The organism is Pseudonocardia sp. ICBG601 (assembly GCF_020496245.1).
Genome location: NZ_JAHLJA010000148.1, coordinates 439,441 through 463,678, shown reverse-complemented (window position 1 = coordinate 463,678; position 24,238 = coordinate 439,441). Strand labels below are relative to the sequence as shown.

Sequence of the window (24,238 nt, the reverse complement as noted above, 5' to 3'; positions counted from 1 at the left end):
TGCGGGCTCGGCCGGGTCAGGCGAGCGACAGGAACAGGCGCTCCATCTCGGCCATGTCGACCGACTGCTCGCCCTCGGCGCTCTCGGTCACGCACTGCCGGAGCCCGGTGGCGATGATCTTGAAGCCGGCCTTGTCGAGGGCGCGGGACGCCGCCGCCAGCTGGGTCACGACGTCCTTGCAGTCGCGGCCGTCCTCGATCATGCGGATGACACCGGCGATCTGGCCTTCCACGCGACGCAGGCGGCTGACCACGTCGGTGAGTTCTGCGGTCTTGACCTGCATGGGGGCTCCCTCGTCTCGTGCCGGCCCGCGGTCGGCGCGGTCCCTGTGTGGACGAAGGTACCCCCAGGGGTACCCCCGGCGGGTGTCGCGTGCGGCACAGGTCCTCAGTGCAGCAGCGTGAGCAGGCCGTCGAGTCCGCGGTGGAACGCGTCGCCGACGTGGGCCGCCCCGTCGATGTCGGCGCCGGACATCGCCCCGTCGCGCATCATCAGGAAGTGCTGGGCCGCGTGGTCCGGCCGCCCGCGTCGCGGCGAGGAGCCGAAGACCTGCGCGAACAGGTCGGTGAGGGTGGCGACGTACCAGGCGCGGTGCTCGGCGACGACCCGGCGGACGGGGTCCTCGGGATCGGGGAACTCGGCGGCGGCCTTCAGGAACGCGCATCCCCGGAACTCCGGCCGGGACAGGTCGTCGACCAGGGCGGTGCCGATCGCGCGGACGGCGCCGTCCGCGGTGGCCGCGGACCCGACGGCCTCCTGCAGGGCGGCGCGGGTGTGGGCGTCGACGCCGCGCAGGTAGGCGACGACGAGCGCCTCCTTCGACGGGAAGTGCCGGTAGAACGTGGCGCGCGTCGTCGGGGTCTCGGCGACGATCCGCTCGACCCCGACCGCCCGGATGCCCTCGCGGTAGAACAGCCCGCCGGCCGTCGCGAGCAGGCGCTCACGCGCCTCGGAGCGCCCCGGTCCGGTCGACGCCGGGGCGGTGCCGGTTCTGTCCGCGGGGGCGTCGGACGTCGTGCGGATCACCTGCGCAGGCTAGCAGAAAGAACGATCGGTCTTGCGGACGGCGACGCCCGCTGCCATGCTCGCCCCAGCAAGGAAGAACGGTCTTTCTACCTGGAGGCGTCATGGCGAGCACCCACACCACCGACCGGACGGCGAACGGCCCGTCCTCCGCGCAGGGCGACGCGCCCGCCCTGCGGCGGCTCTACCTGGTGCGTTCCGGGTTCGCGCTGGTCTGGGCGGTCCTGCTGTTCCTGAACGCGTCGGACATCGGCCCGATGACGGCGGCGCTGCTCGTGCTCTACCCGCTGTTCGACGTGGCCGCCGCGGTGGTCGACGCCCGCTCGTCGCGGGCGACCGGGGTGGCCCCCGGGCTGTACGTCAACGTCGTCCTGAGTGCGCTCGCCGCGGCCGGGCTCGCCGTCGCCCTCACCTCGGGCGTGCCGGCGGTGCTGCGGGTGTGGGGCGCCTGGGCGGTCGTCGCGGGGATCGTGCAGCTCGTCGTCGCGCTGCGGCGCCGACGGCTGGGCGGGCAGGGCGCGATGATCGCCAGCGGGTCCCTGTCGGTGGTCGCGGGCACCTCGTTCGTCGTCATGGCCTCGGGTGCGGGGGCGTCCCTGTCCGGTGTCGCCGGCTACGCCCTGCTCGGCGGCGTCTTCTTCCTCGTCTCGGCGCTGCGGCTCGGCCGCGTGCTGGGGAGCCGCTGACCGGGTCCCCGGCGACCACGACGCCGAGCGGGCCGGAGCCGACGAGGAGAACGGCCGGTGCGTGCCCGTGCGAGACTGGCGGGCCCCACCGTTCCTGCGGAGATGAGTTGTCGGACGACACCGGCGGACCGCCCCCCGAGCCCCGGACGGCCTTCCTGGTCATGGCCCTCGGTCGTCGGCTCCGGGAGACCGCCGAGACGAGGCTGCGCGCACGCGACCTGTCGATGCGCCACCTCGCCGCGCTGGGGCACCTGGCCCGCGACCCGGGGTGCTCCTACAGCGAGCTCGCCCGCCGCGCCGGCGTCACCGCGCAGAGCATGCAGGCCACGTTGGTGCAGCTCGAGGAGCTGCGGGCGGTGGAGCGGCGCACCCCCGCCGGGCGCGGGCGGCGGGCCCGGCTGCACGTCACCGCCGTCGGGGCGGAGCTGAACGACTGGGGCCGTGCGGTCCTCGACGCGCTCGACGACGAGGTGTTCGGTCACGTTCCGGGGGAGCTGCGTCGCGGTGTCGCGGAGGTCCTCCTGGAGGCGTTCACCGGAGAGGCTCCCGGCGGCGGGTCGTAGCGGTGGAACGCCCGGTCACCGCGCCCGCGCGGCCGTCGTCCGTTCGATCTCGGCGTTCGCCGCCGCGACCATCGCCCGCACCTGCGCGACGGCCGCGGGTGTCGACCGTTCGGGCGTCCCGGCGTCGAACGGGGGCTGCGGGTCGTACTCCAGGGCGAGCTGGACGGTGCGGGCCCGCTCCTCGCCGAGCATCCCGGCGAGGACGGTGAGGCCGAAGTCGATGCCCGCCGTGACCCCGCCGCCGGTGATGCGGTTGCCGTCGACGACGGTGCGCGCCACGACGTTCTCGGCACCGAACGCCGCCAGCAGGTGGCGGGTCGTCCAGTGCGTCGTGGCCCGGCGGCCCCGCAGCAGGCCCGCCGCGCCGAGGACGAGCGACCCGGTGCAGACCGAGGTCACCCAGCGGGCGCGGGCGCCGACGTCGGCGACCCAGTCCAGCAGCTCGGGGTCGGCGATCACGTCCTTCGTCCCGAAGCCGCCCGGGACCATCAGCAGGTCGACCTCGCGCGGGCAGTCGCGCAGCGTCGTGGTCGGCAGGATCGCCATGCCCGAGTCCGAGACGACCGGATCGGTGTCCTTCCAGGCCAGGTGCACGTCCATGTCCGTCGCGAGCACGGCGTGCGGCCCGACGAGGTCGAGGTGGGTCAGGCCGGGGAAGAGCAGCATCGCCGCGACCGGGCGGCGGGGCGGGTCCTGGGGCTGTGACACGGGTACCTCCTCCGAAGTTTCAGTCGAACTGTAACATCGTGTTTCAGTCGGACTGCACGTCGAACGTGGGACCCGGGAGGGGCATGCGATGGGAAAGGTGCTGCTGAGCCTGCACGTGGTGGCGGCGATCGTCCTGATCGGACCGGTGACGGTCGCGGTCAGCCTCTTCCCCCGGTACGCGGGCCTCGCACTGGGCGTCGGCGGCGACGGGCCGCGCCCCGTCGGCGCACAGGGTGTGCCGGCGCTGCTGCACCGGATCAGCCGCGTCTACGCGGTCGCTGGCCTGAGCGTCCCGGTCCTCGGTATCGCGCTGGCGGTGCAGATGGGCGTGCTGACCGACCCGTGGCTGGTGATCTCGCTGGTCCTGACCGTCGCCGCCGCCCTGGTGCTGGCCCTGGTCGTGCTGCCCGAGCAGCAGCGCGCGATGGACCTGATCGCCGACTCGGACGCGGCCCCGACCGACCGGGCGACGTGGGCGCGGCGCGCCGGGAAGCTCAGTGCGGCGTCGGGGATCTTCGGTCTGCTGTGGGTGGTCGTCGTGGTGCTGATGATCGTCCGCCCCGGCTCCACGACGGGGGTCTGACCGGTGCCCGACCCCGCGGAACGCCGCTGGCTCGCCCTGGCGTCGGTGGTCGAGACGGCGTCGCTGGCCGTCCTGCTGCTGAACCTGGCCACCGTGCACCTGCCCGGGGTCGCGTCGGTCCTCGGGCCGGTGCACGGGCTGGCCTACCTGGTCACGATCGCCGTCGCCTGTCTGATGCCGACGACCGGGACGACCCGGCTGCTCTCGGTCGTCCCGGCCGTCGGCGGGCTGCTGGTCCTGCGCCGGACGCGGACGCCCGCCGCCTGACCGGCGGGACTCAGGCCACGGCGACCGGGGCGAACGCGTCGCCGAAGAACTTCTCCACCGTCTCCATCAGGTGCGCGAAGGTCGGGTTGTCGTCGAACATCCACTCGGTGTGGCCTGCACCCTCGATGATCTCCAGCCGCTTCGGCTCGGCGGCGTGGTCGTAGAGCGACCGCGCCTCCTCCGGCCGGTGCAGCCGGTTCTCGGCACCGTGCACGACGAGCAGCGGCCGCGGCGCGATGCGGTGCACGAGGGACTCGGGGCTGAAGCGCAGCAGCATGTCGGCGGACTCCAGGGTCACCCCGGCCCCGAACCCGGGGGCCCTGTACAGCTCCTCGCCGACGTAGCCGTCGGTGCGGGCGTCGCGGTCGAGCCGCACGACGTCCCATGGGGAGGTCACCTCGGACCGTCCGGCCGTCGCGCGGATGCCGCGGTCGGCGGCGATCCGGCGCACGAGGCTCGCCCAGGAGCTCTCGTCGTGCATGGTGCGGGTGGACCGGGTGCCGTCGGCGATGCCGTTGACCGCGGCGACCGCGCGGACCCGGGGGTCCTCCGCCGCCTCGGCGACGACGACGCCCCCGCCGAGACCCCACCCGAGCAGCCCGATCCGGGAGGGATCCACATCGGGCTCGACGGTGACCCGGTCGACGGCGGCGCGCACGTCCTCCGCCCACTCCTGGGGGACCAGGCGGCCGCGCTCGCCCTCGCTGGCGCCGAATCCGCGGTAGTCGAAGGCCAGGACGGCGTAGCCGCGCGGGGTCAGCGCCCTGGCGAAACGCTCGGGGTGGATCACCTTCAGGCCCTGGTAGCCGGAGGCGGCGACGAGCACCGGGTACGGGGCACCGGAGCCGCCGTCGTCGGGGAGGTGGAGATCGGCGTCGACGCGGGCGCCGGTGCTGAAGAAGGGCAGGGGTCGGACGGGCACGGCGTTCCTCCGTGGTCGGTGGTGCGGGCGTGAGGGGGTGCCGGACCCCGCCGTCGTGCAGGGACCGGTGTCGGTGCTGCGGCGCGGGCGCGTGTCGGCGCGGCGTCAGGGGGTCCGCTGCGGACCGGCGGGCGACCCGGCCATCTCGCGGGTGATCCGTCCGGCGGCGGCCTGCACGAGCCGGGCGACGGCGTCGAGCTGCGGCGCGACGCGGGCCTTCGGCGCGGAGACGTTCAACGCGGCGCAGACCCGTCCGTGCAGGTCGCGGACGGGGGCGGCGATCGCGATCCGGCCGGGCTCGAACTCCTCGTCCACCCAGGCGAAGCGCTGGTTGCGGGCCCGGCGCAGCCGTGCCACCAGCTCGTCGAGGTCCACCCCGGCGGGCAGGGCGGCCGGCGCAGTGCCCCCGGCGAACAGCCGGCGGGCCACGTCGTCGGGGTGGTCGAACAGCAGCGCCCTGCCGGAGGAGGTGTTGTGGACCGGCGCGAACCGACCGGCCCAGTCATCACGGACCGGGGTCGGGGTCCGGGACAGCAGGGTGAGCACACCCTGGTCGTCGAGCACCGACAGGTGCGCCCGCTCCCGGGTCAGCACGGTGAGCCTGCCCAGCACCGGCGGGGTCCGGGCCAGCAGCCACTGCCGCTCCGCGTGGCGGGCCATCGTGACGATCCGCAGCCCGAGCCGGTAGGTCCGGGTCTCCGGGTCCCGCTCGGCCAGGCCGGTCTCCTCCAGCACGCGCAGTGCCCGGGAGATCTGGGACTTCTCGCGCCCCACCCGGCGGGCGATCTCGACGACCCCGAGACCGCCCCGCTCCACCGCCTCGGCCGAGCCCAGCAGGTCGAGGATGGTCGCCGCCCGGTGGACGCTGGACGGCCGCTCCGTAGCCATGGGCAGAAGCTTGCGCAGCGTCCCGCGGCGAATCAAGAGCAGTTGTCCGTGCAGCAACATCTCGGGGCCGCCGCCCGTCACCGATGCCCGGAACGGTCGATCTGTGCAGGTCGGACGGGTGAACGGTTGCTCCCGGAGCACCGGGTCTTGTGGTCGGGGGGCGGCGTCGCCACGGTGGGCGCGTGTTCGATCTGCACGTCCACGCGGCGCCCGACATCGTCCCCCGGCGGGCCGACGACCGGGACACCGTCGCCGCCTACGCCGCGGCGGGGTTCCGGGGCTGTGTCCTCAAGGGCCACTACGAGTCGACCGTCGGGCGGGCCGCCGCCGCGGGCCGGGACACCCCGCTCGCCGTCCACGGGGGACTCGCACTCAACCAGCACGTGGGCGGGATCAACCCGGCCGCGGTCGTCGCGTGCCTGGAGTCCGGCGGCCGGGTCGTCTGGATGCCGACGGCCGACGCGCACACCCAGCGCACCGCCGGTCTGCCCGCGCTGTGCTGCGTGCGGCCCGAGCTCCCGGCGACCTCGTACGCGGTCCCGCCGGTCGACCCGTCGACGGCCGACACGGTCCGGGCCGTGTGCCGCGCGGTCGCCGAGGCCGACGCCGTCCTCGCGACCGGGCACCTCGGCGCCGACGAGTGCGACTGGCTGGTGCGGACCGCGTCCGGGCTCGGTGTCCGCCGGATCCTGCTGACCCACCCCGGCTACACCGTCCCCGGCATGCCCGCCGCGCGGGCCCGCGCGCTGACCGACCTCGGCGCCGTCGCCGAGATCACCACCTTCCAGCTCCTCCACCAGCCCGGATGCACCGCGGAGGCGCTCGCCGGCTACGCGCGGGCCGTCGGCCTCGACCGCGTCGTGCTGTCCTCCGACGCCGGGCAGCCGGACTCCCCGCCACCACCCGAGGCACTGGCGCTGCTCGTCGACACCCTCGCCCGGCAGGGCCTCGACCGCGGGGCGCTGGCGGCGTGCGCGGGGGACCTCCCCGAGGCGCTGGTGACGCCCGCCTGACGGTGTCACACCCGACGGACGGGCCGTCCGCGTTAGACTCCGCATCATGTCATCGGATCCTGACGCGTCTGCCGGGGCCGGCCGGGACGCCGGCCCCGCCTTCGACGCGCTCGCCGATCCCGTCCGCCGCCGCATCCTGACCGTGCTCTCCGAGCACGACGAGGTCAGCGCGGGCGACCTGGCCGACCGCATCACCTCGGTCGGCCGGACCGCCGTCTCCACCCACCTGCGGGTGCTCCGCGTCGCGGGGCTGATCACCGAGCGCCGTTCCGGCCGGTACCGCTACTACTCCATCGAGCCCGGTGGTGCGGCCGCCGACGTCATCGCGTTGCTGCGCACCCTGTTCCAGTCCTCCCTCGGCGAGGTGGGGTCCGCCGTGGAGAGCCGTCCCGCGACGGACCGGGAGGGCGCGACCGGATGACCGGCCCCTCCGTGCGGGGAGACTGACCCCCATGGGGACGATCGCGCTCGCGGTGGAGGAGTTCGTCGCCGCCGACCCGGCGGTCGTCTTCGGACGTTTCGGGCGTGACTCCGGCGCGGGCTGGCTGTTCGGTGCGGCGTGCGACCGGGTCGCGGTGGGCGAGCCGGTCACCCTGCGGGCGCCCATCGCCGGCGGGCCGCCGGTCGACGTGCTCGGCCGGATCAGCGAGCTCCGCGGACCGCGCACCATCACGATCACCCACGACCAGCCCTGGCGGGGCCGCATCCGGCTGCGGTTCACCCCCGCACCCGGCGGCACCCGGATCCGGCTCGACGCCGGGATCGACGAGCGCGGGCTGGAGTGGCTGATGCGCCGCCGCGGGCACCCGGTCCGCGACCACGCCGTCACCGGGCCGCGCATCGGGGTCCTCACCAGCCGGTCCGGCTCGGGCGGGCTGTTCGCCTCGGCGGTGGCGAACGTGGCCACGCTCGCCGTCGAGGAGATCAACGCGGCGGGCGGGGTCGGCGGCAGGCCGGTGGACCTGCTGGAGGCCGACGACGCCACCGACCCCGGCACCGGGGCGCTGGAGGCGCTGCGGCTGGCCCGGGCCGGCTGCCGGACGATCTTCCTGACGACGACGTCGGCCACCTACCACGCCGTGTCGACCGCTCTGACCGGCCGCGACGTGCTCGTCGTGCACACCAACATGAACGAGGGCGGCGGCGAGTCCCGGCTGCGGATCCGGCTGGGCGAGCGGCCCGCGACCCAGCTCGCGACGGCCGCGGGGCCGGTCATGCGGGCGGCCGGCGGGCGTCGCTGGTTCCTGGCGGGCAACGACTACGTGTGGCCCCGTGCGGTCAACACCGCCGCGCGCGAGGTGCTCCCGGCGCACGGCGCAGTGCTGGTCGGCGAGGGCTACGCCGCGCTCGGGGCCCGGGACTTCGCCCCGCTGGTCGAGCGGATCGCGGCCTCGGGCGCCGACGTCGTGCTCAACACCTTCGTGGGCGCCGACGCCGCCGCGTTCGAGCGCCAGTGCCACGCGATGGGGCTGCGGGACCGGACGGTCAGCCTGGGCCCGGCGATGGACGAGGCGACCCTGGAGCGGGTCGGGCTGCGGGCGGCGGAGGGCATCCACGGGGTCTCGGGCTACTTCCAGCACCTGCAGACCGAGCGCAACGGCACGCTGCTGGAGCGCTACCGGGCCCGCTTCGGGCAGTGGGCGCCGCCGCTGTCGTCGCTGTCGGAGTCGATGTTCGAGGCGATCCACGTGTGGGCCGTCGCGGCGCGCCGGGTCCGCTCGACCGAGCCGGTGCCCGTCGCCGACGAGATCCGGTTCGGCCGCTACGACCTGCCGCGGGGCACCCTGGCGCTCGACGGCCACCACCACGTCGAGCAGCCGCTGCACCTCGCGACCGCCCGCGGCGCGACCTTCGGCTCGATGGACGACAGCGAGGGACGGTCGTGAATACGCGCATGTGACAGGGGTGGAACGGACGCGTCAGACCTCGTGTCAATGCGTCTGTATTGATTGACATGAGCAGGCATGAACCCTAGCTTTCTCGCATCCCCCCGATGTGAGGAGCACCGCTCGATGGCGATTCCACCTCCCGACGCCGCCCGTCTGGCGGCCCTGAACGAGCACTACGCGTTCGGCCTGTCGGAGGCCGAGCTGGCCGAGTTCGGCCCGGCGGTGACCGCGACCCTCGCGTCCTCGGAGCGGGTCGAGGAGCTCTACCGCGCCACCGCGCCGCAGGCACCGCAGCGGGAGTGGTCCGAGCCCGCGGACAACCCCCTGGGTGGCTGGTACGTCACCACCTCGGTGCCCGGCGCCGCGCAGGGCCCGCTGGCCGGGCGGACCGTGGCACTCAAGGACAACATCTCCCTCGCCGGGGTGCCGATGACCAACGGGTCGGCCACCGTCGAGGGGTTCGTCCCCTCCCGCGACGCCACGGTCGCGACCCGGCTGCTCGCGGCCGGGGCGACGATCACCGGTAAGGCGATGTGTGAGGACCTGTGTTTCTCCGGGGCCAGCTTCACCTCCCGGCCGTGGCCGGTGCGCAACCCCTGGGACCCGACCCGGGTCTCGGGCGGATCCTCGAGCGGGAGTGCGGCGCTGGTCGGGTCCGGCGCGGTCGACATGGCCGTGGGCGGTGACCAGGGCGGCTCGATCCGTATCCCGTCGGCGTTCTCGGGGACCGTGGGGCACAAGCCCACCCACGGGCTGGTCCCCTACACCGGGGCGTTCCCCATCGAGGCCACGATCGACCACCTCGGCCCGATCACCCGCACCGTGTCCGACGCCGCGCTGATGCTCGGGGTCCTGGCCGGGGTCGACGGGCTCGACGCCCGCCAGCCCACCACGCTGGACCCGGTCGACTACCTCGCCGCGCTCGAGCAGTCTGCGGCCGGGTTGCGGGTCGGGATCGTGACCGAGGGCTTCGGCCGTCCGGAGAGCGACCCGGGTGTCGACGAGGCCGTGCGCGCGGCGATCACCACCCTGACCGGGGCCGGGCTGGTCGCCGAGGAGATCTCGATCCCCTGGCATCTGGACGGTATGGCGGTCTGGAACGTCATCGCCACCGAGGGCGCCGCGCACCAGATGGTCGACGGCAACGCCTACGGCATGAACTACCCCGGCCTCTACGACCCCGAGCTGATCGGCCACTACCACCGCCGGCGCCACGCCCGCGGGTCGGAGCTGTCCAAGACCGTCAAACTCGTCGGGCTGTCGGGTGGCTACACCTTCGGTCACGGCGGCGGCGCCTACTACGGGATGGCCCGCAACCTGGCCCTGGAACTGCGCGCGGCCTACGACCAGGCGTTGACCGGCTACGACGTGCTGGTCATGCCGACCCTGCCCTACACCGCACCCGAGCTGCTCGGTCTCGACGCCGACCTGGGCACCTACCTGCCCACCGCGCTGGGGATGGTCGGCAACTGTGCCCCGTTCGACGTGTCCGGGCACCCCGCCGCGAGTGTCCCCGCCGGGCTGGTCGAGGGCCTACCGGCCGGGCTGATGATCGTCGGCCGGCGTTTCGACGACGCGACCGTGTTGCGGGTCGCGCACACCTTCGAGCAGGCCGTCGGCGGCTTCCCCGCTCCGCCGGCCCTCACCACCGTGGGAGGACAGAAGTGAACGGAGTCTTCGATCTCGGCGGCACCGACGGGTTGGGCAAGGTCGAGAACGACCACATGTCCGAGCCCGTGTTCCGCGCCGACTGGGAGAAGCGCGCCTTCTCCATGTTCGCGCAGAGCGCCCGCGCCGGGCTGTTCAACGTGGACCAGTTCCGGCACGGCATCGAGAAGATGGACCCTGCCGAGTACCTGATCTCGAACTACTACGAGCACTGGATGCACACGGTCGAGCACTACGCCGAGGCCGCGGGCGTGCTCGACCCGGCCGAGCTGGAGGCGCGGACCCAGCACTACCTGGAGAACCCCGACGCGCCGCTGCCCGAGCGGGAGACCGACACCGAGATCGTCGAGTTCGTCGACTGGGCGGTCACCAACGGGTTCCCGGCCCACCGCGAGTCGGACAAGGTCGCGCAGTTCTCCGTCGGCGACGAGGTCGTCATCTCTTCCGAGAGCCCCTACGGCCACACCCGCCGGGCCCGCTACATCCGCGGCCGCCGCGGCGTGATCAGCGCGGCCCACGGCACCTACCTCTACCCCGACACCGCCGGCAACGGGCTCGGCGACTGCCCCGAGCACCTCTACACCGTCCGCTTCGACGCCACCGAGCTGTGGGGCGCCGAGTACGCGGACCCGAACGGCGTCAACTACTTCGACGTGTGGGAGCCGTACCTCTCGCTCGTCCCCGCCACCCAGGGAGCCTGACCCATGACCGCGAAGCCCACCGACACCCCGCTCCGCACGCAGGAGGAGATCACCGCCCGGGTCAAGGCCCTGGAGTCGCTGCTGATCGAGAAGGGCGTGATGACCACCGCGGCGGTCGACCGTCTCGCCGAGGTCTACGAGAACGAGGTCGGCCCGCAGCTGGGCGCGAAGGTCGTCGCCAAGGCCTGGACCGACCCGGAGTTCAAGGCGCGCCTGCTGGAGGACGCCTCCGCGGCCTGCCGCGAGCTCGGGATCGGCGGCCTGCAGGGCGAGGAGATGGTCGCCGTCGAGAACACCGACGACGTCCACCACGTCATCGTCTGCACGCTGTGCTCGTGCTACCCGTGGCCGGTGCTCGGGCTGCCCCCGAACTGGTACAAGGCGCCGCCGTTCCGTGCCCGTATCGTGCGTGAGCCCCGGAAGGTGCTGGCCGAGGACTTCGACCTGCCGCTGCCCGACAGCGTCGAGATCCGGGTGTGGGACTCCAGCTCCGAGCTGCGCTACTGGGTGCTGCCGCAGCGCCCGGCCGGCAGCGAGCACCTCTCCGAGGACGAGCTGGCCGCGCTGGTCACCCGGGACTCGATGATCGGCGTCGGTAAGGCGAAGCCGGTCGTCACCCAGGCGGCCCGCGGATGAGCGCCGGGGTCCGGACGGACGCCACCGAGCTGGGCGACGCCCGCCGCCGGATCGAGAAGCTCGTCTGCGACATGCCCGGGGCGGACAAGCCGTTCACCGAGCCGTGGGAGCTGCGGGCCTTCGCCATGGCGGTCGCCGCCTACCACGAAGGCCACTACGAGTGGAGCGAGTTCCAGCTCTCCCTGGTCGAGGCGATCAAGGCCTGGGAGAACGGCGACGGCGGCGAGCCCTGGAGCTACTACCAGCACTGGCTGGACGCGCTCGAGCACACGCTCGCCGCGAGTGGGGCCCTGTCCGACTCCGTCGCGCTCGACGACCGCACCCGCCAGGTCCTGGCCACGCCGCGCAACGCGAACCACCACGAGGCACGACGCGAGCCGGTCGCGATCGACCCGGCCCGCTGAACGACGCGTGCGGGGCCGGTCCGCGCTCCCCGCGGGCCGGTCCCGCACGTCCTTCCCGACACCCCGATCGGAGGCGGCACCGTGGACCTGCTGGTCAACCTGGCCGAACGCGCGGTGCTCCGGCACGGCCTCACCACCGCCGCCACGATCGACCGCTGGTACGACCACCACGCCGACGAGGTCGGCCCCCGCGCCGGTGCCCGTGCGGTCGCCCGGATCTGGACCGGCACGGGGCGGCCGGACACAGCGGACGCGGCCGGTGCCCGGCTCGGCCGCTGTGACTGCGGCCGGGTCTGGCGTACCCACCGCGACACCCCCGGTGTCCGCAACGTGGTGCTCCCCGCCGGGACCGGGTGCAGCGGCTGGCCGGTGCTCGGGGTGCCCCCGAGCTGGTACCGGCCGCGCTCGGAGTACCTGCTCGACGTCGCGGGGCACACCGGCCCCGGGGTCCGCACCGCGATCTGGTCGGACTCGGCCCGCGTCCACCACCTGGTCGTCCCGGGGGCGCCGGCGCGGTGCACCGACGGCCCGGCCGACCTGGAGGGACGTGTCAGCCGGGCGGCGCTGCGGGGTCTCGACCCCGCCCCGTCCCCGGCGCCGCCGGACGCCCGGTGGGCCCGCGGCCTGCCCGGTTACGACCTCGACGAGCGGCTGCTCGACCGGCCGTGGCAGCTCCGCGCGGTCGCACTCGTCCTCGCCGTCGGGACCGACCGCCCGGACCTGCGCCCGCTGCTCGCCGCCGCGGTCGCCGCCGCGCCGTCGGCCGAGGTCTACGCCGCCTGGCCCGCCGCGGCGGCCGCGGCCGTGCGGGCCACGACATCCCCGCGATGAACCGACGGTCCCGTCGTCGTGCGAAATCGCCGACTCGGCGACGAAACCATATCGTGTGAATATCTGACGCTCGGTGATTGTTCCCCACGATGGTGTTCTGAGCTTGATGGGTACCTTTCCCGCCATTACGGTTCTTCTCAGCCGGTTCGGGCTCCCCCCTTTGTCGTCGGGCCGGCACGTGCCCGGATCCGAATGGATCCGTGACTCACCAGGAGAAGACTGTGCAGAAGAAGAAGGCCGGTTTCGTCGCCGCCGTGTCCGCCGTCGCCCTGCTCGGCCTGTCGCCGCTGGCGTTCGCCGGCTCGGACAGCGTCATCGACAAGGACGCCAAGGGCATCGTCGCGGGCGCCAACGGCAACAACGGCAACGTGCCGGTCCAGGCGTGCAACAACAACGTCCCGGTCAACGTCCTGGGTGTCCAGGTTCCGGTCGAGGACGCCGCTGCGGGCAACGGCCTGACCGGTGCCGCCGGCATCGCGGGCAAGGGCAAGGCCGTGTCGGGCGACTCCACCACCGACCAGTCCGACAACTGCGGCCAGGAGGCCGGCGCGGGCGACTCGGTCAACTGACCGACTCCTCGTCGCTGACGTGCCCCGGGACCCTCGCGGTCCCGGGGCACGTCCGTGTCCGGGGCAGGGGCGCGTGACCACCCGCCGTGGTCGTCGTCGCCGGCCCCGGTGCCGCTCCGGGCGGTTCGCCCCGATCGCATTCGACCCGATCGTGGGAGTATCCGAACGGAAAGTAATTCGGCCACCCGATGGTGGTAGAAGAATTGTTCGGGCTCTCCCGCGCAGCTAGATTCGCAGCCAGTCGGCACGGGCTCCCCCCTTTTTGTCAGCGTGCCGTCATGGAACGGGGCCTTCACCACGGCCCTGAGACCTCATCAGGAGAAGAACTGTGCTGAAGAAGGCCGGAATCATCGTCGCGGCGTCCGCCGCGTCCCTGCTCGCCGTTTCCCCGCTGGCCTTCGCCGGCGACTACGCGGGCGACTCCGCCAAGGACGGCAAGCACCACGGCAAGCACGAGTCGGGCCACATCGACAAGGACGCCAAGGGCCTGCTCGCGGGTGGCCTGAACGGCAACAACGTCAACGTGCCGATCCAGGTCTGCAACAACAACATCCCGGTCAACGTGCTGGGTGTGCAGGCCCCGATCGAGGACGCGAACCTGCTGAGCGGCCTCACCGGCGCCCTCGGCCTGGGTGGCAAGGCCAAGGCGGTCTCCGGCGACTCGACCACCGACCAGTCCGACAACTGCGGCCAGACCTCCGGCGCGGGCGACTCGGTCAACTGACCTCCCCGTACCTCGACGTGCCCCGGGACCGTGCGGTCCCGGGGCACCGTCGTGTCCGGGGTCAGTCGCCGGCCCGGCGCGCCTCGCGACGCCTGCGCGCCTCGTCCCGGCGACGGCGCTCGGTGTCGGTCGACGGGACCAGCTCCGGGACCGGGACCGGCCGCCGGTGCTCGTCCATCGCGACCATCGTGAAGTAGCAGCTGTTGGCGTGCCGCTGGGTCCGCTCGGTGATGTTCTCCGTGGTGACCCGGATGCCGATCTCCATCGAGCTGCGCCCGGTGTCGTTCACCGACGCCTGGAAGGTCACGAGCTCGCCGATGTAGATCGGTTCGCGGAAGCGGACCCGGTCCACCGAGAGCGTCACGACGTAGGTCTCGGCCCAGCGGCTCGCGCAGGAGAACGCGACCTGGTCGAGCAGCTTCAGGATCGCGCCGCCGTGGACGTTGCCGGAGAAGTTGGCCATGTCCGGTGTCATCAGCACGGTCATCGTGAGCTGGTGGCGGGGCAGGCCGCCGGGCGCGGTCACGTCGCCGCCGCCAGGATCTCCCGGGTCACCGTCTCCCAGGCCGCCGACAGCGGGTCGACCACCGCGAAGTGGTCGCAGCCGGGCAGCTCGACGAGCCGCACCGACGGGTGCCGGCCGGCGTAGGAGCGCGAGACGCCCAGCGGGACGCGGTCGTCGGCGTCGCCGTGGACGATCGTCACCGGCCCGGGCGGGGTCGGGCCCGCCGCCGGGTCCAGGTCGGTGCGCCCGGCCGCCGGGCCGCCGAGGTAGGCGCGGACCGCGCCGTCGCCGAGGTTCTCCGCGTCGGCCAGCGCCAGGTCCGCGACCGGGGCGAGCGGCACCGTCGCCCGCACCAGCGACGGCTCGACGGCCGCGGCGTGCAGCACGAGGTGCCCGCCCGCGGAGTGCCCCACCGCGACGACCGGACCGGCGACGGCGCGGGCGGCCCGCAGACCGGCGAGCACGTCGGCGACCGTCGCGTCCGGGTCGCCGGGCACCCGGCGGTACTCCAGCGAGGCCACCGGCAGCCCCAGCGCGTTCAGGGCGGCCGCCATCGACCGCAGGTGCGTCCGGTCGATCGGGGGCCGCCAGAACCCGCCGTGCACCAGCACGACCAGCGGGCGGCCGGGCCCGCCGTCCGGCCACAGGTCCATGACCTGGTCGGGGTCGTCGCCGACGGCGACGGTGCGGGGCGGCTCGGGAGCCGGGCGGGACAGGACCGATCCGTTCACGACCGGTGGTCTAGCACGGATCACCCCGCCGGGCGCCCCGTGGCGGCCCGCCGTCGCCCGGCCTTGCGCAGCTCCAGCACCGCGACGGCGGCCACCGGCACCAGCACCGCCGCCGTCCACTGCGGACCGGTCAGCGGGGTGAGCCGCAGCGTCTCCCGCAGCACCGGCACCGTCGTGACCACCCACACCGCCACGGCGGTCACCACCGTCCACCACGGCAGGAACCGGTTCGCGAACAGCCCCGCCCGCAGCACCGGCGTCCGCTCGGTGCGCATCACCCAGGCCAGCGCCAGGTGCCCGGACAGCCAGCCCACGAACGCGACGGTCTGCGAGGCGGTGACCAGGTACAGCCCGCCGACGGCGACGAACAGCGCCGCCGCCCCCGCGGCGAGGTCGCCGAGCAGGGCCCGGTCCAGGAAGCGTGCGCCCGGGTCGCGCGGCGGGCGGGTCATGGCGTCGCGCTCGGCGGGTTCGGCGGCGAAGGTCGCGCTGCCCGCGATGTCCATGAACATCTCCAGCACCACGATCTGGATCGGGGTGAACGGCACGGCCATCCCGGTGAGCACCCCGGCGGCGACGGTCGCGACCAGCCCGGCCTTGCAGGCCAGGTAGTAGGCGACGCCCTTGCGCAGGTTCCCGTGCAGCGTGCGGCCCTCGTGCAGGGCCCGGGTGAGGGTGGAGACGTCGTCGTCGGCCAGGACCAGCCCGGCCGCCTCGCGGGCCACGTCGGTGCCCGACGAGCCCATGGCCACGCCGACGTCGGCCCGGGCGAGCGCGGGGGCGTCGTTCACGCCGTCCCCGGTCACCGCCACCACCTCCCCGCCGGCCTGCAGCGCGGTGACCAGGCGCAGCTTGTGCGCGGGCGTGACCCGGGCGAACACCGGCGTCGACGCGACGGCGGCGGCCAGCGTCGCGTCGTCGAGACCGTCGAGATCGCGGCCGGTCAGCACCGGGTCGGGGTCGATCCCGACCTCCGCGGCGACGGCCCGGGCGCAGGCGGGGTGGTCGCCGGTCACCATTACCACCCGCACCCCGGCCCGCCGCGCGGCGGCGACGGCCTCGGCGGCGCCCGGGCGCGGCGGGTCGGACAGCGCCACGAGCCCGGCGAGAACGAGGTCGCGCTCGGCGTCGCCGACCGTCGCCGGGACCTGCGACGCCGGCCTGCTCGCCACGGCGATCACCCGCAGGCCGCGGGCGGCGAGCGCGGCGACCCGGCCCGCGGTCTCCGGCGACGGCGCCGCGCAGCGGGCCAGGACCGACTCCGGCGAGCCGGTGGTCACCACCGTGGCGGTGCCGGACGCGCCGGCGGGCAGGACGACCGTCATCGTCTCCCGGCCGGGGTCGAACGGGAACCGGGCGACCGGCTCGGTGGGCGTCGGCAGGCCCCGGTCGCGGGCCGCGACCAGGAACGCGACGTCGGTCGGGTCGCCGGACCAGCCGCCGTCGGGCTCGGGGGCGGTCTCGGTGCAGGCCGCGCCGAGGCCGAGCAGGGTGTCGTCGTCGACGCCCGGGGCCGGTTCGACCCGCGCGACGGCCATCCGGTTGCGGGTCAGCGTGCCGGTCTTGTCGGTGGCGAGCACCGTCACCAGCCCGAGGGCCTCCGCCGCGCGCAGCCGCCGGACCAGCCCGCGCCGCCGCGACAGCCGGTGCGCGCCGAGCCCGAGCACCAGGCTGACGATGATCGGCAGCTCCTCCGGGACCGTCGCGAAGGCCAGGGTGAGCCCGGTCAGCACCATCTCCCTCCACGGCCGCCCGGTCAGCACCCCGACCAGCGGGACGAGCACGCTGAACGCGATCGCCAGTGTCGCGAGGCTGCCGGCGAGCTCGCGCATGGCCTGCTGGAGCGCGGTCCGGGGCGGCCGCGCGGCGACGACGAGCCCGGTCAGCGTGCCCAGCTCGGTGGCCGTCCCCGTCGCGACGACGACGCCGCGGGCCCGCCCGGCGACGACCGTCGTCCCGGCGAACACCAGGTTCGCCCGCTCGGCCAGCGCGGTGTCGCCGGACAGCACCCGGGCGGCGTCCTTGGGGGCGGCGACGGGTTCCCCGGTGAGGGTCGACTCGTCGACGCGCAGCCCCCAGGTCTCGACCAGGCGCAGGTCGGCGGGCACCCGCGAGCCCGCCGCCAGCGGTACGAGGTCGCCGGGCACGACGTCGTCGACCCCGACCGAGACGGTGCTCCCGTCGCGCACCACCGGCGTCGTCGGGGCGGTGAGCTCGCCGAGCGAGGCGATGACCGACTTCGCGCGGAACTCGGCGAACACCTCGACCCCGACGACCGCCGCGATGATCACGACGACGGCGACGGTGTCGTCGAGCCGCCCCCAGACGCCGTAGAGCACCGCGATCGCCGCGAGCAGCAGCATCATCGGCTCGGTGACCTCGTCGGCCAGCACCCGCAGGAAGGTGACCCGGCGCGGGACGACCCACCGGTTGGGACCGTGCCGCCCCCGCCGCGCCGCGGCCTCGGCGCCGGTGAGGCCCCGCAGTGCGTCCGTACCGAGGTCGTCGACCACGGCCGCGCCGGTCGCGGTGTGCGCCCCGCTGCTCACGGGCTGCTCACGGGCTCAGTCCGTACGCGGTGGCAGGTCGGGGGCCACGCCCTCGGCGCGGTAGACGGCGGCGGTGAACGCGTCGAGCGCGCGCCGGCAGCGGTCGAGCAGGGCCTCGGCGTCCTTGCCACGCTCGTCGGGGAAGAAGTCCCGGGACGAGATCGTCGCCAGCCAGCGGGTGAGCCGCTCCAGGTCCTGCTCGTTCTCCTCCAGCTCGGCGAAGGAGTAGTTGTCCCGGGCGGACTCCTTCTCCAGCTCCGCCAGCAGCGCGTCGCCGCGCTCGGTGAACTCGGCGAACTCCTTGCCGCGCTCGGCGCGGATCCGGGCGACGATGCCGTCGTCGCTGCTCCCGGCGGCGACGTCGAGCGCGAACGCGGTCCCGCCGGACTCGCGGACGTAGGTCGCGAGCCCCTCCAGGAACGTGCGGTGCTCGTCGGTCGCCGGCAGCACCCAGGCGCCGTTCTGCAGGCCGACCGCGCCCGCGGCGCGGGCCCGGCGCCACAGCGTGACCCGGGGGCTCGAGGGGGAGGCGGGCAGCTGCGCGAGCAGCAGGACCCAGCCACCGGACGGCGCGTCGGTCATGCCCGGGGACGGTACCGGCCGGCACCGGCATGCAACAGGTGTTTCGTCGGGTGCGGCGCCGCCGCCCGGTGCGGCAGGCTGGGGCCATGCCCGCCCCCGCCCACCGTCTCGGCCTCGGCCTGGCCGCCATCGCCCGCCCCGCCTACATCACCTCCGGCCGCGCCGACGAGCTCGGCGACGACCGCGACGTCGCCACCCTGCGCGACCGCTCCCGCGCCCTGCTCGACGCCGCGTACGCCGCGGGTGTCCGCTACCTCGACGTCGCCCGCTCCTACGGCCGCGCCGAGGAGTTCCTCGCCGGCTGGCTCGCCGACCGGCCCGGGGTCACCGGAGGCGGGGACCCCGTCGAGATCGGCTCGAAGTGGGGCTACCGCTACGTGGGCGGGTGGCGGACCGACGCCGGCACCCACGAGGTGAAGGACCACTCGCTCGACGCCTTCACCGAGCAGTACGCGCTGAGCCACGAGCTGCTCGGCGACCACCTCGGGACCTACCACGTGCACTCCGCGACGCTCGACACCGACGTCCTCGACGACGGGCGCGTCCACCGCGCGATGGCCCACCTGCGCGACCGGGGGATCCGGGTCGGCATCTCCACCTCCGGCCCCGCCCAGGCCGACGCGGTGCGCCGGGCGCTGGACGTCCGGGTGGACGGCGAGCCGCTGTTCACCTCGTTCCAGAGCACCTGGAACCCGCTCGAACCCTCGGTGGGCCCGGCGCTGGCCGAGGCCGCCGACGCCGGGGCCCGGGTGATCGTGAAGGAGGTGTTCGCGAACGGCAGGCTCGCGCCGGGCGGGGAGGACGGCACCGAGGGCGCCCGCGCGGCCGCGGCGCTGGCCGCGCGGACCGGGATCGGGCTGGACCGGATCGCCGTCGCCGCGGCGCTGGCGAACCCGTGGGCGTGGCGGGTGCTGCTCGGCCCGGTCGGGACCGACCAGCTCGCGTCGAACCTCGCGGGCGCGGAGCTCACGCTGCCCGCGGACGCGGCCGAGGAGCTCACTGCGCTGGCCGAACCGGCCGAGCGCTACTGGGCCACCCGCTCCGCGCGCCCCTGGAGCTGACCCCGCGTTTCCCGGCGGACATACGCTCGTTTACCTTCCAGCCACCTTGCGGTCCCGCCGACGTCGCCCGCCGATGCCGCCCGGCCGCGTGGTGAGGAGGAGGGGACATGACCGCCCAGGACCATCTCGCCCAGGGCCACGGCGCCCAGGGCCGCGGCGCGCACAGCGCCGACGACGACCCGGCCACGGTCGTCATCCCGCGCTACACCGAGGACGCCGGGGCCGGTCCGCGGCCCGCGGCGGCGCCCGGGGCCGCGAGCCCGGCCCGCGCGGAGCCGTCGCCCGAGGCCCAGGCCGCCGCGCCCGGCGCACCGCACCTGGCGCTGCTGCGTCGCGGGCCGGTCGTCGGCACCGCCGCCGCGATCGTCGCCGTGCTGGCGCTGGCCCACTACGGCGCCGCCGTCTACGGCATCGGGCGGCCGGGCTTCGAGATCCCGGCCCCGATCCGGCTGGGCACCGAGCTGAACATCTCGACCTGGTTCAGCTCGGCGATGCACCTGACCAACGCGGCGCTGCTCGCGCTGATCGCGGCGAACTCGGTGCGCCGCGAGCGGTGGCGCTGGATCCTGCTCAGCCTGTCCTGCGCGGTCGTCGCGATGGACGAGACCGCGGCCAACCACGAGCAGGTCGGCTGGATCATCCACACCACGTTCGGCACGAGCGGCTTCCTGACCTACGCCTGGATCATCCCGGCCGTGGTGCTCGTCGCCGTCGTCGCGGCGCTGTGCCTGCCGATGGTGCTGCGCCGGCCGGGAGCCTGGCTCGTCGTCGCCGGGGCGGCGGTGTTCCTGCTCGGCGCGGTCGGGCTGGAGTCGGCCGGTGGGGCCCTGTTCGAGCAGACCGGTGACGTGCAGTCCTTCGCCTACAACGTCCTGGCCGGCACCGAGGAGACCTTCGAGATGGTCGGTCTGGTCATCGCGATGGCCGGGCTGCTCCGCATGGCGGGCGGCAGCGGCCTGCGGATCGCCGGCGCCGGGTTCGTCGACCGGTCCCGCTGACCCACCCGCACACGACGACGGGGCCCCGGTGATCCGGGGCCCCGTCGTCGTTCGTGGGTGCGGAGTGCTCAGCCCACCCGCGAGTGCTCCTTCTCCTCGGCCAGGCGCAGCACCAGGTCGGCGCGCCCGGACTCGATGTCCAGTGCGGACCGCAGCCGCGGCAGCGCGTGGTCGGTGATCCGGGTGCGCAGCGCGGCGAGGTCGGCACCGTCGTCCGCGGTCACGTCCAGGTGGATCTCCGGACGGCGGCGGTCGCCGACGAGCGCGGCGGCGGCGCGCTGGACGCCGTCGTAGCTCTCGATGTCGGCGGCCAGTGCGTCCGCGGCGTGGTCGGAGTGGATCCGGGTCGTCCCGGCGTCCCGGCCCGCCACCTGCGCCGACGGCAGCGTCCACGCCGAGGTGCGCGGCCTGCGCCGGGCCTGGGCGAGCAGCCAGCGCAGCGCCAGCAGCCCGACCACGACGGCGACGGCGAGCGTCACCCACGGCGCCCACTCGGGCAGCGTGAGACCGGCGGGCAGCAGCGGGACCGACGGGTCGATCCCGGGGAGCACCTGGCGCAGGACGCCGGTGCCGAACAGCAGCCCGAACACGCCCGCGGCGAGCAGGACGAGCCCGATCAGGAACAGCAGGGTCCGGTTGAGCCGGGCCGGTGGGGTCGCGCTGGCCATCACGCCTCCTGCTGCTTCGTGCCGGTCACGGACACCGTGACCTTCGGGCTGCGGGCCGGTCCCACCGCGTCGAGCCGCTGCGCGACCGCGCTGCGGACCCGGTCGCGCAGGTCCTTCGGGTCGCCGAACGCGGCGTGCGCGGTGACGGCGGCGCGGCGCCCGGTGCTCTTCACCGACGCCTTGGTGACGCCGTCGACGCCGGTGGCGGCGTCGGCCAGCGCCCGGTTGAGGCTGCGCCGGGTGATCCCGGAGTCGAGGTGCTCGGCACCGCCCGCCGAGGTCAGCGGGAACACGGTCGGGGTGCCCGGCCGCAGTGCGACCACGACGAGCACCAGCCCGACCAGCCCGACCAGACCGGACACGACGAGCACGGGCACGTCGGCACCGGTGAACCCGGCGATGGTGGAACCCAGCACGCCGAAGTCGACGATCGGCTGCTGTCCGAGGAGCAGCTGCACGACCGCGACGGCGACGACGACACAGAGCGCGAGCAGGACCAGCGCCACGATGCCCGCGGCGAGGGACTTGCGGGGGCGGCGGATCATTCGAGCTCCCTCGCGGCCGGCCGGGCGGCGCCCGGGACGGTGAGTGCGGTGACGACGACGTCGACCCGCGCGACGGACAACCCGGTCAGCGCCTCGACCTGCCGCACGACGTGCGCGCGGGCGCGGTCGCAGACCGCGGCCACCGGGGACGGGTAGGCGACGGAGATCCGCGCGTCGATCCGGGTCGACTGCCCGGAGACGGTCGCCTCGACGCGGGGGTGGCCGCCGGAGTCGTCGCGGCCGAGCATCCGCCCGACCGTGCCGGTGGTCCCACCGACACCCTCGGTCTCCTCCAGGGCCCCGAGCGCGATCTTCTGCACGACCTGGTCGGCGACGTCGACCCGGCCGCGGTCCTCCGGGGCCGTGCCGCCGGGGCCGTCGGCACCCGCGGAGCCGGTGCCGGTGTCGATCGTGCGGGTCGGGGTGTCGTCCGGCGGGGGAGGGGCGAGGCGGGTGGCCCGGATCGTGTCCGGGTCCCCGGTCGCCGTCCCCGTCGGCTCGACGGTGCTCACCGGGTTCACCGGACCTTGTCGCGGCCGCGCCCGGACAGCCCCGACCGCTCGGAGAGCTCGGACAGGTCGAGGTCGCCGTCGAGCCAGCGGCCGATGGCGAGGCCGATCGCGCCGAGGATCAGGGCGAGGACGAACCCGCCGAAGCCGCCGACGATGCCGGCGATGGCCAGGAGGAGACCGGCGATCAGGCCGATCTGGGTGTTGGTGGACAGGGACATCACAGTCACGTCCTTCGAGACGAGGAGGTACCGGACGTCCGGGGATGTGGACGGGCGTCCGGGCGGATCAGGGGGTGGCCGCGGGAGGGACCGGGAGCTCGCCGGTGGCGGGTGCCGAGTCCGACGGCCGGATCGGCGTCGACTCGGTGGGGCCGGCGTAGTCGCCGACCACCACGTCCACCCGCGCGCCCCCGACGACCGGGAGCAGCGCGGTGCGGACCTGGCGGTCGATCTCGGCCACGGAGGCCGGGTAGCGGCCGACCACGTGCACCTCGACGGCCGGGGCCGTGGGGTCCACGCGGATGCCGCTCACCCGGCGTCCGGGCAGGTAGGTGGCGATCTCACCGAACCGGCCGCCGTGCAGCTGTGCGACGCCGGGGCAGCCCAGCACCGCGTCGGCGATCCGGTCGGTGTCGACCGCACCCGTGGCGACGATCCCGTCGCCGTCCGCGGCGACGCGGGCGCTCACGCCACCCGCGAGGTGGACTCGATCTTCTTCGGCTCCTCGTCCTTGCCGTCGTCCTCGGACGGCAGGTGGACGTCGTCGACCGAGATGTTGACCTCGACGACCTCGAGCCCGGTCATCCGCTCCAGGGCGGAGATGACGTTGCGGCGCACGGCCTTCGCCAGGTCGGCGATGGAGACGCCGTACTCGACGACGACGTTGATGTCGACGGCGGCCTGCTTCTCGCCGACCTCGACCGACACACCCTGCGAGGCGTTGGTGGTGCCACCCGGGATGCGCTCGCGCAGCGCGCCGAACGCGCGAGCCGCGCCGCCGCCGAGGGCGTAGATGCCGCTGACCTCGCGGGCCGCCAGGCCGGCGATCTTCGAGACGACCGTCTCGGCGATTCGGGTGCTGCCGTGCTCGGACTGCAGGGCGGACGGGGTGCCGGTGACGGCCGGGGCCTTGGTGTCGGTGGTGCTCATGTGCGCCTCCAGGTCATGGCCCGGTATCGGGCCTCACAGTGGTCCGGATCGGGGGGCCGGTTCGCACCGGTTGTGCCCCCTCGATCCGCTCGACACACATGGGAGGCCCGGCGGTGGCGCATCCTCACGCACGACTTCGGGTGGTCGTCGTCACACCGCGGTCGGGGTTACGGGTCGCTGACCTGGGCAGGAACCCTCTGACCTGCGACGGGAGGGCTCCGCAGGGGGGTCGGAGTGGCGGCTTTGCGATCACACGATCGGATGATCATCGGACGTGGCGCTCAGCCGGGCGGGAGGCCGATCGTCCAGCCGGTGACGTCGCGCAGCGCCACCTGCCAGCAGGCCGGCTCGACGTAGTTCGGCCCGCCGACGGCGGTCGGGACCACGAGCGCGTCGGTGAAGTAGATCCAGTGGATGTCCTTCACCGGGATGTCCCGGCCGGGGCGCTCGTCGCCGCGGCCGTCGGCCATGTCGTCGAACATGTCGGCCATGGACGCCGCGGACTCGTTGCCCGGGTCGCCCGCGGTGAGCCGGCGCAGCTGGTCCCCGAGCCCGCGCAGCCAGGCCGAGGGGTGCACGGCGTTGCCGAACACCAGCCCGGCCGGCGTGGCGACGGTGAGCGGGACGCTGTTGCGCTCGTCGCGGTAGGCGATCGACAGCACCGCCTGCAGGTAGCTCGGTGCGCTCAGCTCGGGGATCGTGACCACGCGCTGTGCGTCGGCCATCCCGGCGGGTCCGTCGGCTTCGACCGTCATGGCTCCGGACGGTAACCAGGAACCGCCCGGTCACGACAGGTCCACGTCGACCTGACGAGAACGGCCGGACGGTCCAGCGGTCGCACCGCCACCCGGCCCAGCCGACCCC

At 74.6% G+C, this 24,238-nt stretch carries 32 protein-coding genes; 16 read left to right on the top strand and 16 right to left on the bottom strand.

The features are described 5' to 3' along the window. Positions 1-16 precede the first annotated feature (16 nt). Both KPL57_RS31340 and KPL57_RS31335 read right to left on the bottom strand, forming a co-directional pair. Complete coding sequence (locus tag KPL57_RS31340) at positions 17-283, bottom strand: metal-sensitive transcriptional regulator (protein WP_226354264.1); 267 nt, start codon at positions 281-283, stop codon at positions 17-19. Positions 284-387: 104 nt separating this feature from the next. Then, entirely contained in the window at positions 388-1,026 is a 639-nt protein-coding gene (locus KPL57_RS31335) for a TetR/AcrR family transcriptional regulator (RefSeq protein ID WP_226354263.1), read from the bottom strand. A gap of 101 nt (positions 1,027-1,127) precedes the next feature. Here KPL57_RS31335 and KPL57_RS31330 point away from each other — a divergent pair, with 101 nt between their 5' ends. Further along, the gene (locus tag KPL57_RS31330) at positions 1,128-1,709 is read left to right on the top strand and encodes a hypothetical protein (RefSeq protein WP_226354262.1); all 582 of its coding nucleotides are present in this window, start codon (positions 1,128-1,130) and stop codon (positions 1,707-1,709) included. A 107-nt stretch (positions 1,710-1,816) separates the two neighbouring features. Continuing rightward, a complete protein-coding gene (locus tag KPL57_RS31325) occupies positions 1,817-2,272 on the top strand; it encodes a MarR family winged helix-turn-helix transcriptional regulator (protein ID WP_226354261.1) in 456 nt (151 codons plus the stop codon). A 15-nt stretch (positions 2,273-2,287) separates the two neighbouring features. Here KPL57_RS31325 and KPL57_RS31320 read toward each other — a convergent pair whose 3' ends face one another. Further along, entirely contained in the window at positions 2,288-2,980 is a 693-nt protein-coding gene (locus tag KPL57_RS31320; RefSeq protein ID WP_226354260.1) for a DJ-1/PfpI family protein, read from the bottom strand. An 88-nt stretch (positions 2,981-3,068) separates the two neighbouring features. On the opposite strand from KPL57_RS31320, the gene KPL57_RS31315 reads away from it, so the two are divergent. After that, the gene (locus tag KPL57_RS31315; RefSeq protein ID WP_226354259.1) at positions 3,069-3,563 is read left to right on the top strand and encodes a DUF2269 family protein; all 495 of its coding nucleotides are present in this window, start codon (positions 3,069-3,071) and stop codon (positions 3,561-3,563) included. A 3-nt stretch (positions 3,564-3,566) separates the two neighbouring features. Further along, on the top strand, positions 3,567-3,830 hold the full coding sequence (locus KPL57_RS31310; protein ID WP_226354258.1) for a hypothetical protein: 264 nt from the start codon (positions 3,567-3,569) through the stop codon (positions 3,828-3,830). Positions 3,831-3,840: 10 nt separating this feature from the next. Here the strand turns inward: KPL57_RS31310 and KPL57_RS31305 are convergent, their stop codons facing one another. Both KPL57_RS31305 and KPL57_RS31300 read right to left on the bottom strand, forming a co-directional pair. Then, positions 3,841-4,752 carry an alpha/beta hydrolase gene (locus tag KPL57_RS31305; RefSeq protein WP_226354257.1) on the bottom strand — a complete coding sequence of 304 codons (912 nt, stop codon included), beginning with the start codon at positions 4,750-4,752 and terminating at the stop codon, positions 3,841-3,843. A gap of 105 nt (positions 4,753-4,857) precedes the next feature. After that, positions 4,858-5,640 carry an IclR family transcriptional regulator gene (locus KPL57_RS31300; RefSeq protein WP_226354256.1) on the bottom strand — a complete coding sequence of 261 codons (783 nt, stop codon included), beginning with the start codon at positions 5,638-5,640 and terminating at the stop codon, positions 4,858-4,860. 182 nt (positions 5,641-5,822) lie between these two features. Between KPL57_RS31300 and KPL57_RS31295 the strand changes: the two genes are divergently transcribed. From KPL57_RS31295 to KPL57_RS31250, 10 genes are all read left to right on the top strand, one after another. Continuing rightward, positions 5,823-6,653 (top strand): DUF6282 family protein, encoded by an 831-nt coding sequence (locus KPL57_RS31295; RefSeq protein ID WP_226354255.1) that lies wholly within the window; start codon positions 5,823-5,825, stop codon positions 6,651-6,653. 46 nt (positions 6,654-6,699) lie between these two features. Further along, complete coding sequence (locus tag KPL57_RS31290; RefSeq protein ID WP_226354254.1) at positions 6,700-7,074, top strand: helix-turn-helix transcriptional regulator; 375 nt, start codon at positions 6,700-6,702, stop codon at positions 7,072-7,074. Between the two features lie 31 nt (positions 7,075-7,105). After that, positions 7,106-8,539: a substrate-binding protein gene (locus KPL57_RS31285; protein WP_226354253.1), complete on the top strand. Its 1,434-nt coding sequence runs from the start codon at positions 7,106-7,108 to the stop codon at positions 8,537-8,539. A 126-nt stretch (positions 8,540-8,665) separates the two neighbouring features. Next, positions 8,666-10,210, top strand: coding sequence for an amidase (locus KPL57_RS31280; protein ID WP_226354252.1), 1,545 nt, complete (start codon positions 8,666-8,668; stop codon positions 10,208-10,210). Then, positions 10,207-10,911: a nitrile hydratase subunit beta gene (gene nthB / locus KPL57_RS31275; RefSeq protein ID WP_226354251.1), complete on the top strand. Its 705-nt coding sequence runs from the start codon at positions 10,207-10,209 to the stop codon at positions 10,909-10,911. Before KPL57_RS31280 ends, nthB begins: the two co-directional genes overlap by 4 nt. Before the next feature lie 3 nt (positions 10,912-10,914). Continuing rightward, positions 10,915-11,547 carry a nitrile hydratase subunit alpha gene (nthA, locus tag KPL57_RS31270; protein WP_226354250.1) on the top strand — a complete coding sequence of 211 codons (633 nt, stop codon included), beginning with the start codon at positions 10,915-10,917 and terminating at the stop codon, positions 11,545-11,547. Further along, complete coding sequence (locus KPL57_RS31265; RefSeq protein ID WP_062398650.1) at positions 11,544-11,951, top strand: nitrile hydratase accessory protein; 408 nt, start codon at positions 11,544-11,546, stop codon at positions 11,949-11,951. Before nthA ends, KPL57_RS31265 begins: the two co-directional genes overlap by 4 nt. Before the next feature lie 81 nt (positions 11,952-12,032). Next, complete coding sequence (locus KPL57_RS31260; RefSeq protein ID WP_226354249.1) at positions 12,033-12,782, top strand: nitrile hydratase subunit alpha; 750 nt, start codon at positions 12,033-12,035, stop codon at positions 12,780-12,782. 221 nt (positions 12,783-13,003) lie between these two features. Then, positions 13,004-13,351, top strand: a complete 348-nt coding sequence (locus KPL57_RS31255) for a hypothetical protein (protein ID WP_226354248.1) — start codon at positions 13,004-13,006, stop codon at positions 13,349-13,351. A gap of 328 nt (positions 13,352-13,679) precedes the next feature. Then, positions 13,680-14,075, top strand: coding sequence for a hypothetical protein (locus KPL57_RS31250; protein ID WP_226354247.1), 396 nt, complete (start codon positions 13,680-13,682; stop codon positions 14,073-14,075). Between the two features lie 61 nt (positions 14,076-14,136). Here the strand turns inward: KPL57_RS31250 and KPL57_RS31245 are convergent, their stop codons facing one another. Genes KPL57_RS31245 through KPL57_RS31230 form a run of 4 tightly spaced genes read right to left on the bottom strand, consistent with a single transcriptional unit; the run spans position 14,137 to position 18,442 of the window. After that, positions 14,137-14,562 carry an acyl-CoA thioesterase gene (locus KPL57_RS31245; protein ID WP_350665836.1) on the bottom strand — a complete coding sequence of 142 codons (426 nt, stop codon included), beginning with the start codon at positions 14,560-14,562 and terminating at the stop codon, positions 14,137-14,139. A gap of 35 nt (positions 14,563-14,597) precedes the next feature. Then, the gene (locus KPL57_RS31240; protein ID WP_226354245.1) at positions 14,598-15,311 is read right to left on the bottom strand and encodes a S9 family peptidase; all 714 of its coding nucleotides are present in this window, start codon (positions 15,309-15,311) and stop codon (positions 14,598-14,600) included. A 20-nt stretch (positions 15,312-15,331) separates the two neighbouring features. After that, positions 15,332-17,860 (bottom strand): cation-transporting P-type ATPase, encoded by a 2,529-nt coding sequence (locus KPL57_RS31235; RefSeq protein WP_226354244.1) that lies wholly within the window; start codon positions 17,858-17,860, stop codon positions 15,332-15,334. Positions 17,861-17,875: 15 nt separating this feature from the next. Next, positions 17,876-18,442 carry a Chromate resistance protein ChrB gene (locus KPL57_RS31230; RefSeq protein WP_226354243.1) on the bottom strand — a complete coding sequence of 189 codons (567 nt, stop codon included), beginning with the start codon at positions 18,440-18,442 and terminating at the stop codon, positions 17,876-17,878. Positions 18,443-18,528: 86 nt separating this feature from the next. Here KPL57_RS31230 and KPL57_RS31225 point away from each other — a divergent pair, with 86 nt between their 5' ends. Together KPL57_RS31225 and KPL57_RS31220 are read left to right on the top strand one after the other, a co-directional pair. Then, positions 18,529-19,503: an aldo/keto reductase gene (locus KPL57_RS31225; RefSeq protein WP_226354242.1), complete on the top strand. Its 975-nt coding sequence runs from the start codon at positions 18,529-18,531 to the stop codon at positions 19,501-19,503. A 107-nt stretch (positions 19,504-19,610) separates the two neighbouring features. Then, positions 19,611-20,501 carry a hypothetical protein gene (locus KPL57_RS31220; protein ID WP_226354241.1) on the top strand — a complete coding sequence of 297 codons (891 nt, stop codon included), beginning with the start codon at positions 19,611-19,613 and terminating at the stop codon, positions 20,499-20,501. A 68-nt stretch (positions 20,502-20,569) separates the two neighbouring features. On the opposite strand, the gene KPL57_RS31215 is transcribed toward KPL57_RS31220, so the two are convergent. The 7 genes from KPL57_RS31215 to KPL57_RS31185 all read right to left on the bottom strand — a co-directional run bounded on the left by KPL57_RS31215 (position 20,570) and on the right by KPL57_RS31185 (position 24,129). Further along, positions 20,570-21,169, bottom strand: coding sequence for an alkaline shock response membrane anchor protein AmaP (locus KPL57_RS31215; protein ID WP_179761582.1), 600 nt, complete (start codon positions 21,167-21,169; stop codon positions 20,570-20,572). Further along, a complete protein-coding gene (locus KPL57_RS31210; RefSeq protein WP_226354240.1) occupies positions 21,169-21,714 on the bottom strand; it encodes a DUF6286 domain-containing protein in 546 nt (181 codons plus the stop codon). Before KPL57_RS31210 ends, KPL57_RS31215 begins: the two co-directional genes overlap by 1 nt. Further along, on the bottom strand, positions 21,711-22,226 hold the full coding sequence (locus KPL57_RS31205) for an Asp23/Gls24 family envelope stress response protein (RefSeq protein WP_226354239.1): 516 nt from the start codon (positions 22,224-22,226) through the stop codon (positions 21,711-21,713). The genes KPL57_RS31210 and KPL57_RS31205 overlap by 4 nt, the downstream gene beginning before the upstream one ends. 5 nt (positions 22,227-22,231) lie before the next feature. Further along, positions 22,232-22,444 carry a hypothetical protein gene (locus KPL57_RS31200; RefSeq protein WP_179761584.1) on the bottom strand — a complete coding sequence of 71 codons (213 nt, stop codon included), beginning with the start codon at positions 22,442-22,444 and terminating at the stop codon, positions 22,232-22,234. 67 nt (positions 22,445-22,511) lie between these two features. Continuing rightward, positions 22,512-22,913, bottom strand: coding sequence for a hypothetical protein (locus KPL57_RS31195; protein WP_073575989.1), 402 nt, complete (start codon positions 22,911-22,913; stop codon positions 22,512-22,514). Further along, on the bottom strand, positions 22,910-23,374 hold the full coding sequence (locus tag KPL57_RS31190; protein ID WP_226354238.1) for an Asp23/Gls24 family envelope stress response protein: 465 nt from the start codon (positions 23,372-23,374) through the stop codon (positions 22,910-22,912). The genes KPL57_RS31195 and KPL57_RS31190 overlap by 4 nt, the downstream gene beginning before the upstream one ends. Before the next feature lie 281 nt (positions 23,375-23,655). Then, a complete protein-coding gene (locus KPL57_RS31185) occupies positions 23,656-24,129 on the bottom strand; it encodes a hypothetical protein (RefSeq protein ID WP_226354237.1) in 474 nt (157 codons plus the stop codon). Between the last annotated feature and the right edge of the window lie 109 nt (positions 24,130-24,238).

Bases quoted from the DNA above. Each gene is read 5' to 3' on its own strand.
- KPL57_RS31300 (WP_226354256.1), bottom strand. From the start codon at position 5,640: ATGGCTACGGAGCGGCCGTCCAGCGTCCACCGGGCGGCGACCATCCTC.
- KPL57_RS31200 (WP_179761584.1), bottom strand. From the start codon at position 22,444: ATGTCCCTGTCCACCAACACCCAGATCGGCCTGATCGCCGGTCTCCTC.
- KPL57_RS31330 (WP_226354262.1), top strand. From the start codon at position 1,128: ATGGCGAGCACCCACACCACCGACCGGACGGCGAACGGCCCGTCCTCC.
- KPL57_RS31210 (WP_226354240.1), bottom strand. From the start codon at position 21,714: ATGATCCGCCGCCCCCGCAAGTCCCTCGCCGCGGGCATCGTGGCGCTG.
- KPL57_RS31280 (WP_226354252.1), top strand. From the start codon at position 8,666: ATGGCGATTCCACCTCCCGACGCCGCCCGTCTGGCGGCCCTGAACGAG.
- KPL57_RS31220 (WP_226354241.1), top strand. From the start codon at position 19,611: ATGACCGCCCAGGACCATCTCGCCCAGGGCCACGGCGCCCAGGGCCGC.
- KPL57_RS31245 (WP_350665836.1), bottom strand. From the start codon at position 14,562: ATGACCGTGCTGATGACACCGGACATGGCCAACTTCTCCGGCAACGTC.
- KPL57_RS31190 (WP_226354238.1), bottom strand. From the start codon at position 23,374: ATGAGCACCACCGACACCAAGGCCCCGGCCGTCACCGGCACCCCGTCC.
- KPL57_RS31285 (WP_226354253.1), top strand. From the start codon at position 7,106: ATGGGGACGATCGCGCTCGCGGTGGAGGAGTTCGTCGCCGCCGACCCG.
- KPL57_RS31290 (WP_226354254.1), top strand. From the start codon at position 6,700: ATGTCATCGGATCCTGACGCGTCTGCCGGGGCCGGCCGGGACGCCGGC.
- KPL57_RS31185 (WP_226354237.1), bottom strand. From the start codon at position 24,129: ATGACGGTCGAAGCCGACGGACCCGCCGGGATGGCCGACGCACAGCGC.
- KPL57_RS31265 (WP_062398650.1), top strand. From the start codon at position 11,544: ATGAGCGCCGGGGTCCGGACGGACGCCACCGAGCTGGGCGACGCCCGC.
- nthA (WP_226354250.1), top strand. From the start codon at position 10,915: ATGACCGCGAAGCCCACCGACACCCCGCTCCGCACGCAGGAGGAGATC.
- KPL57_RS31340 (WP_226354264.1), bottom strand. From the start codon at position 283: ATGCAGGTCAAGACCGCAGAACTCACCGACGTGGTCAGCCGCCTGCGT.
- KPL57_RS31315 (WP_226354259.1), top strand. From the start codon at position 3,069: ATGGGAAAGGTGCTGCTGAGCCTGCACGTGGTGGCGGCGATCGTCCTG.
- KPL57_RS31215 (WP_179761582.1), bottom strand. From the start codon at position 21,169: ATGGCCAGCGCGACCCCACCGGCCCGGCTCAACCGGACCCTGCTGTTC.
- KPL57_RS31230 (WP_226354243.1), bottom strand. From the start codon at position 18,442: ATGACCGACGCGCCGTCCGGTGGCTGGGTCCTGCTGCTCGCGCAGCTG.
- KPL57_RS31225 (WP_226354242.1), top strand. From the start codon at position 18,529: ATGCCCGCCCCCGCCCACCGTCTCGGCCTCGGCCTGGCCGCCATCGCC.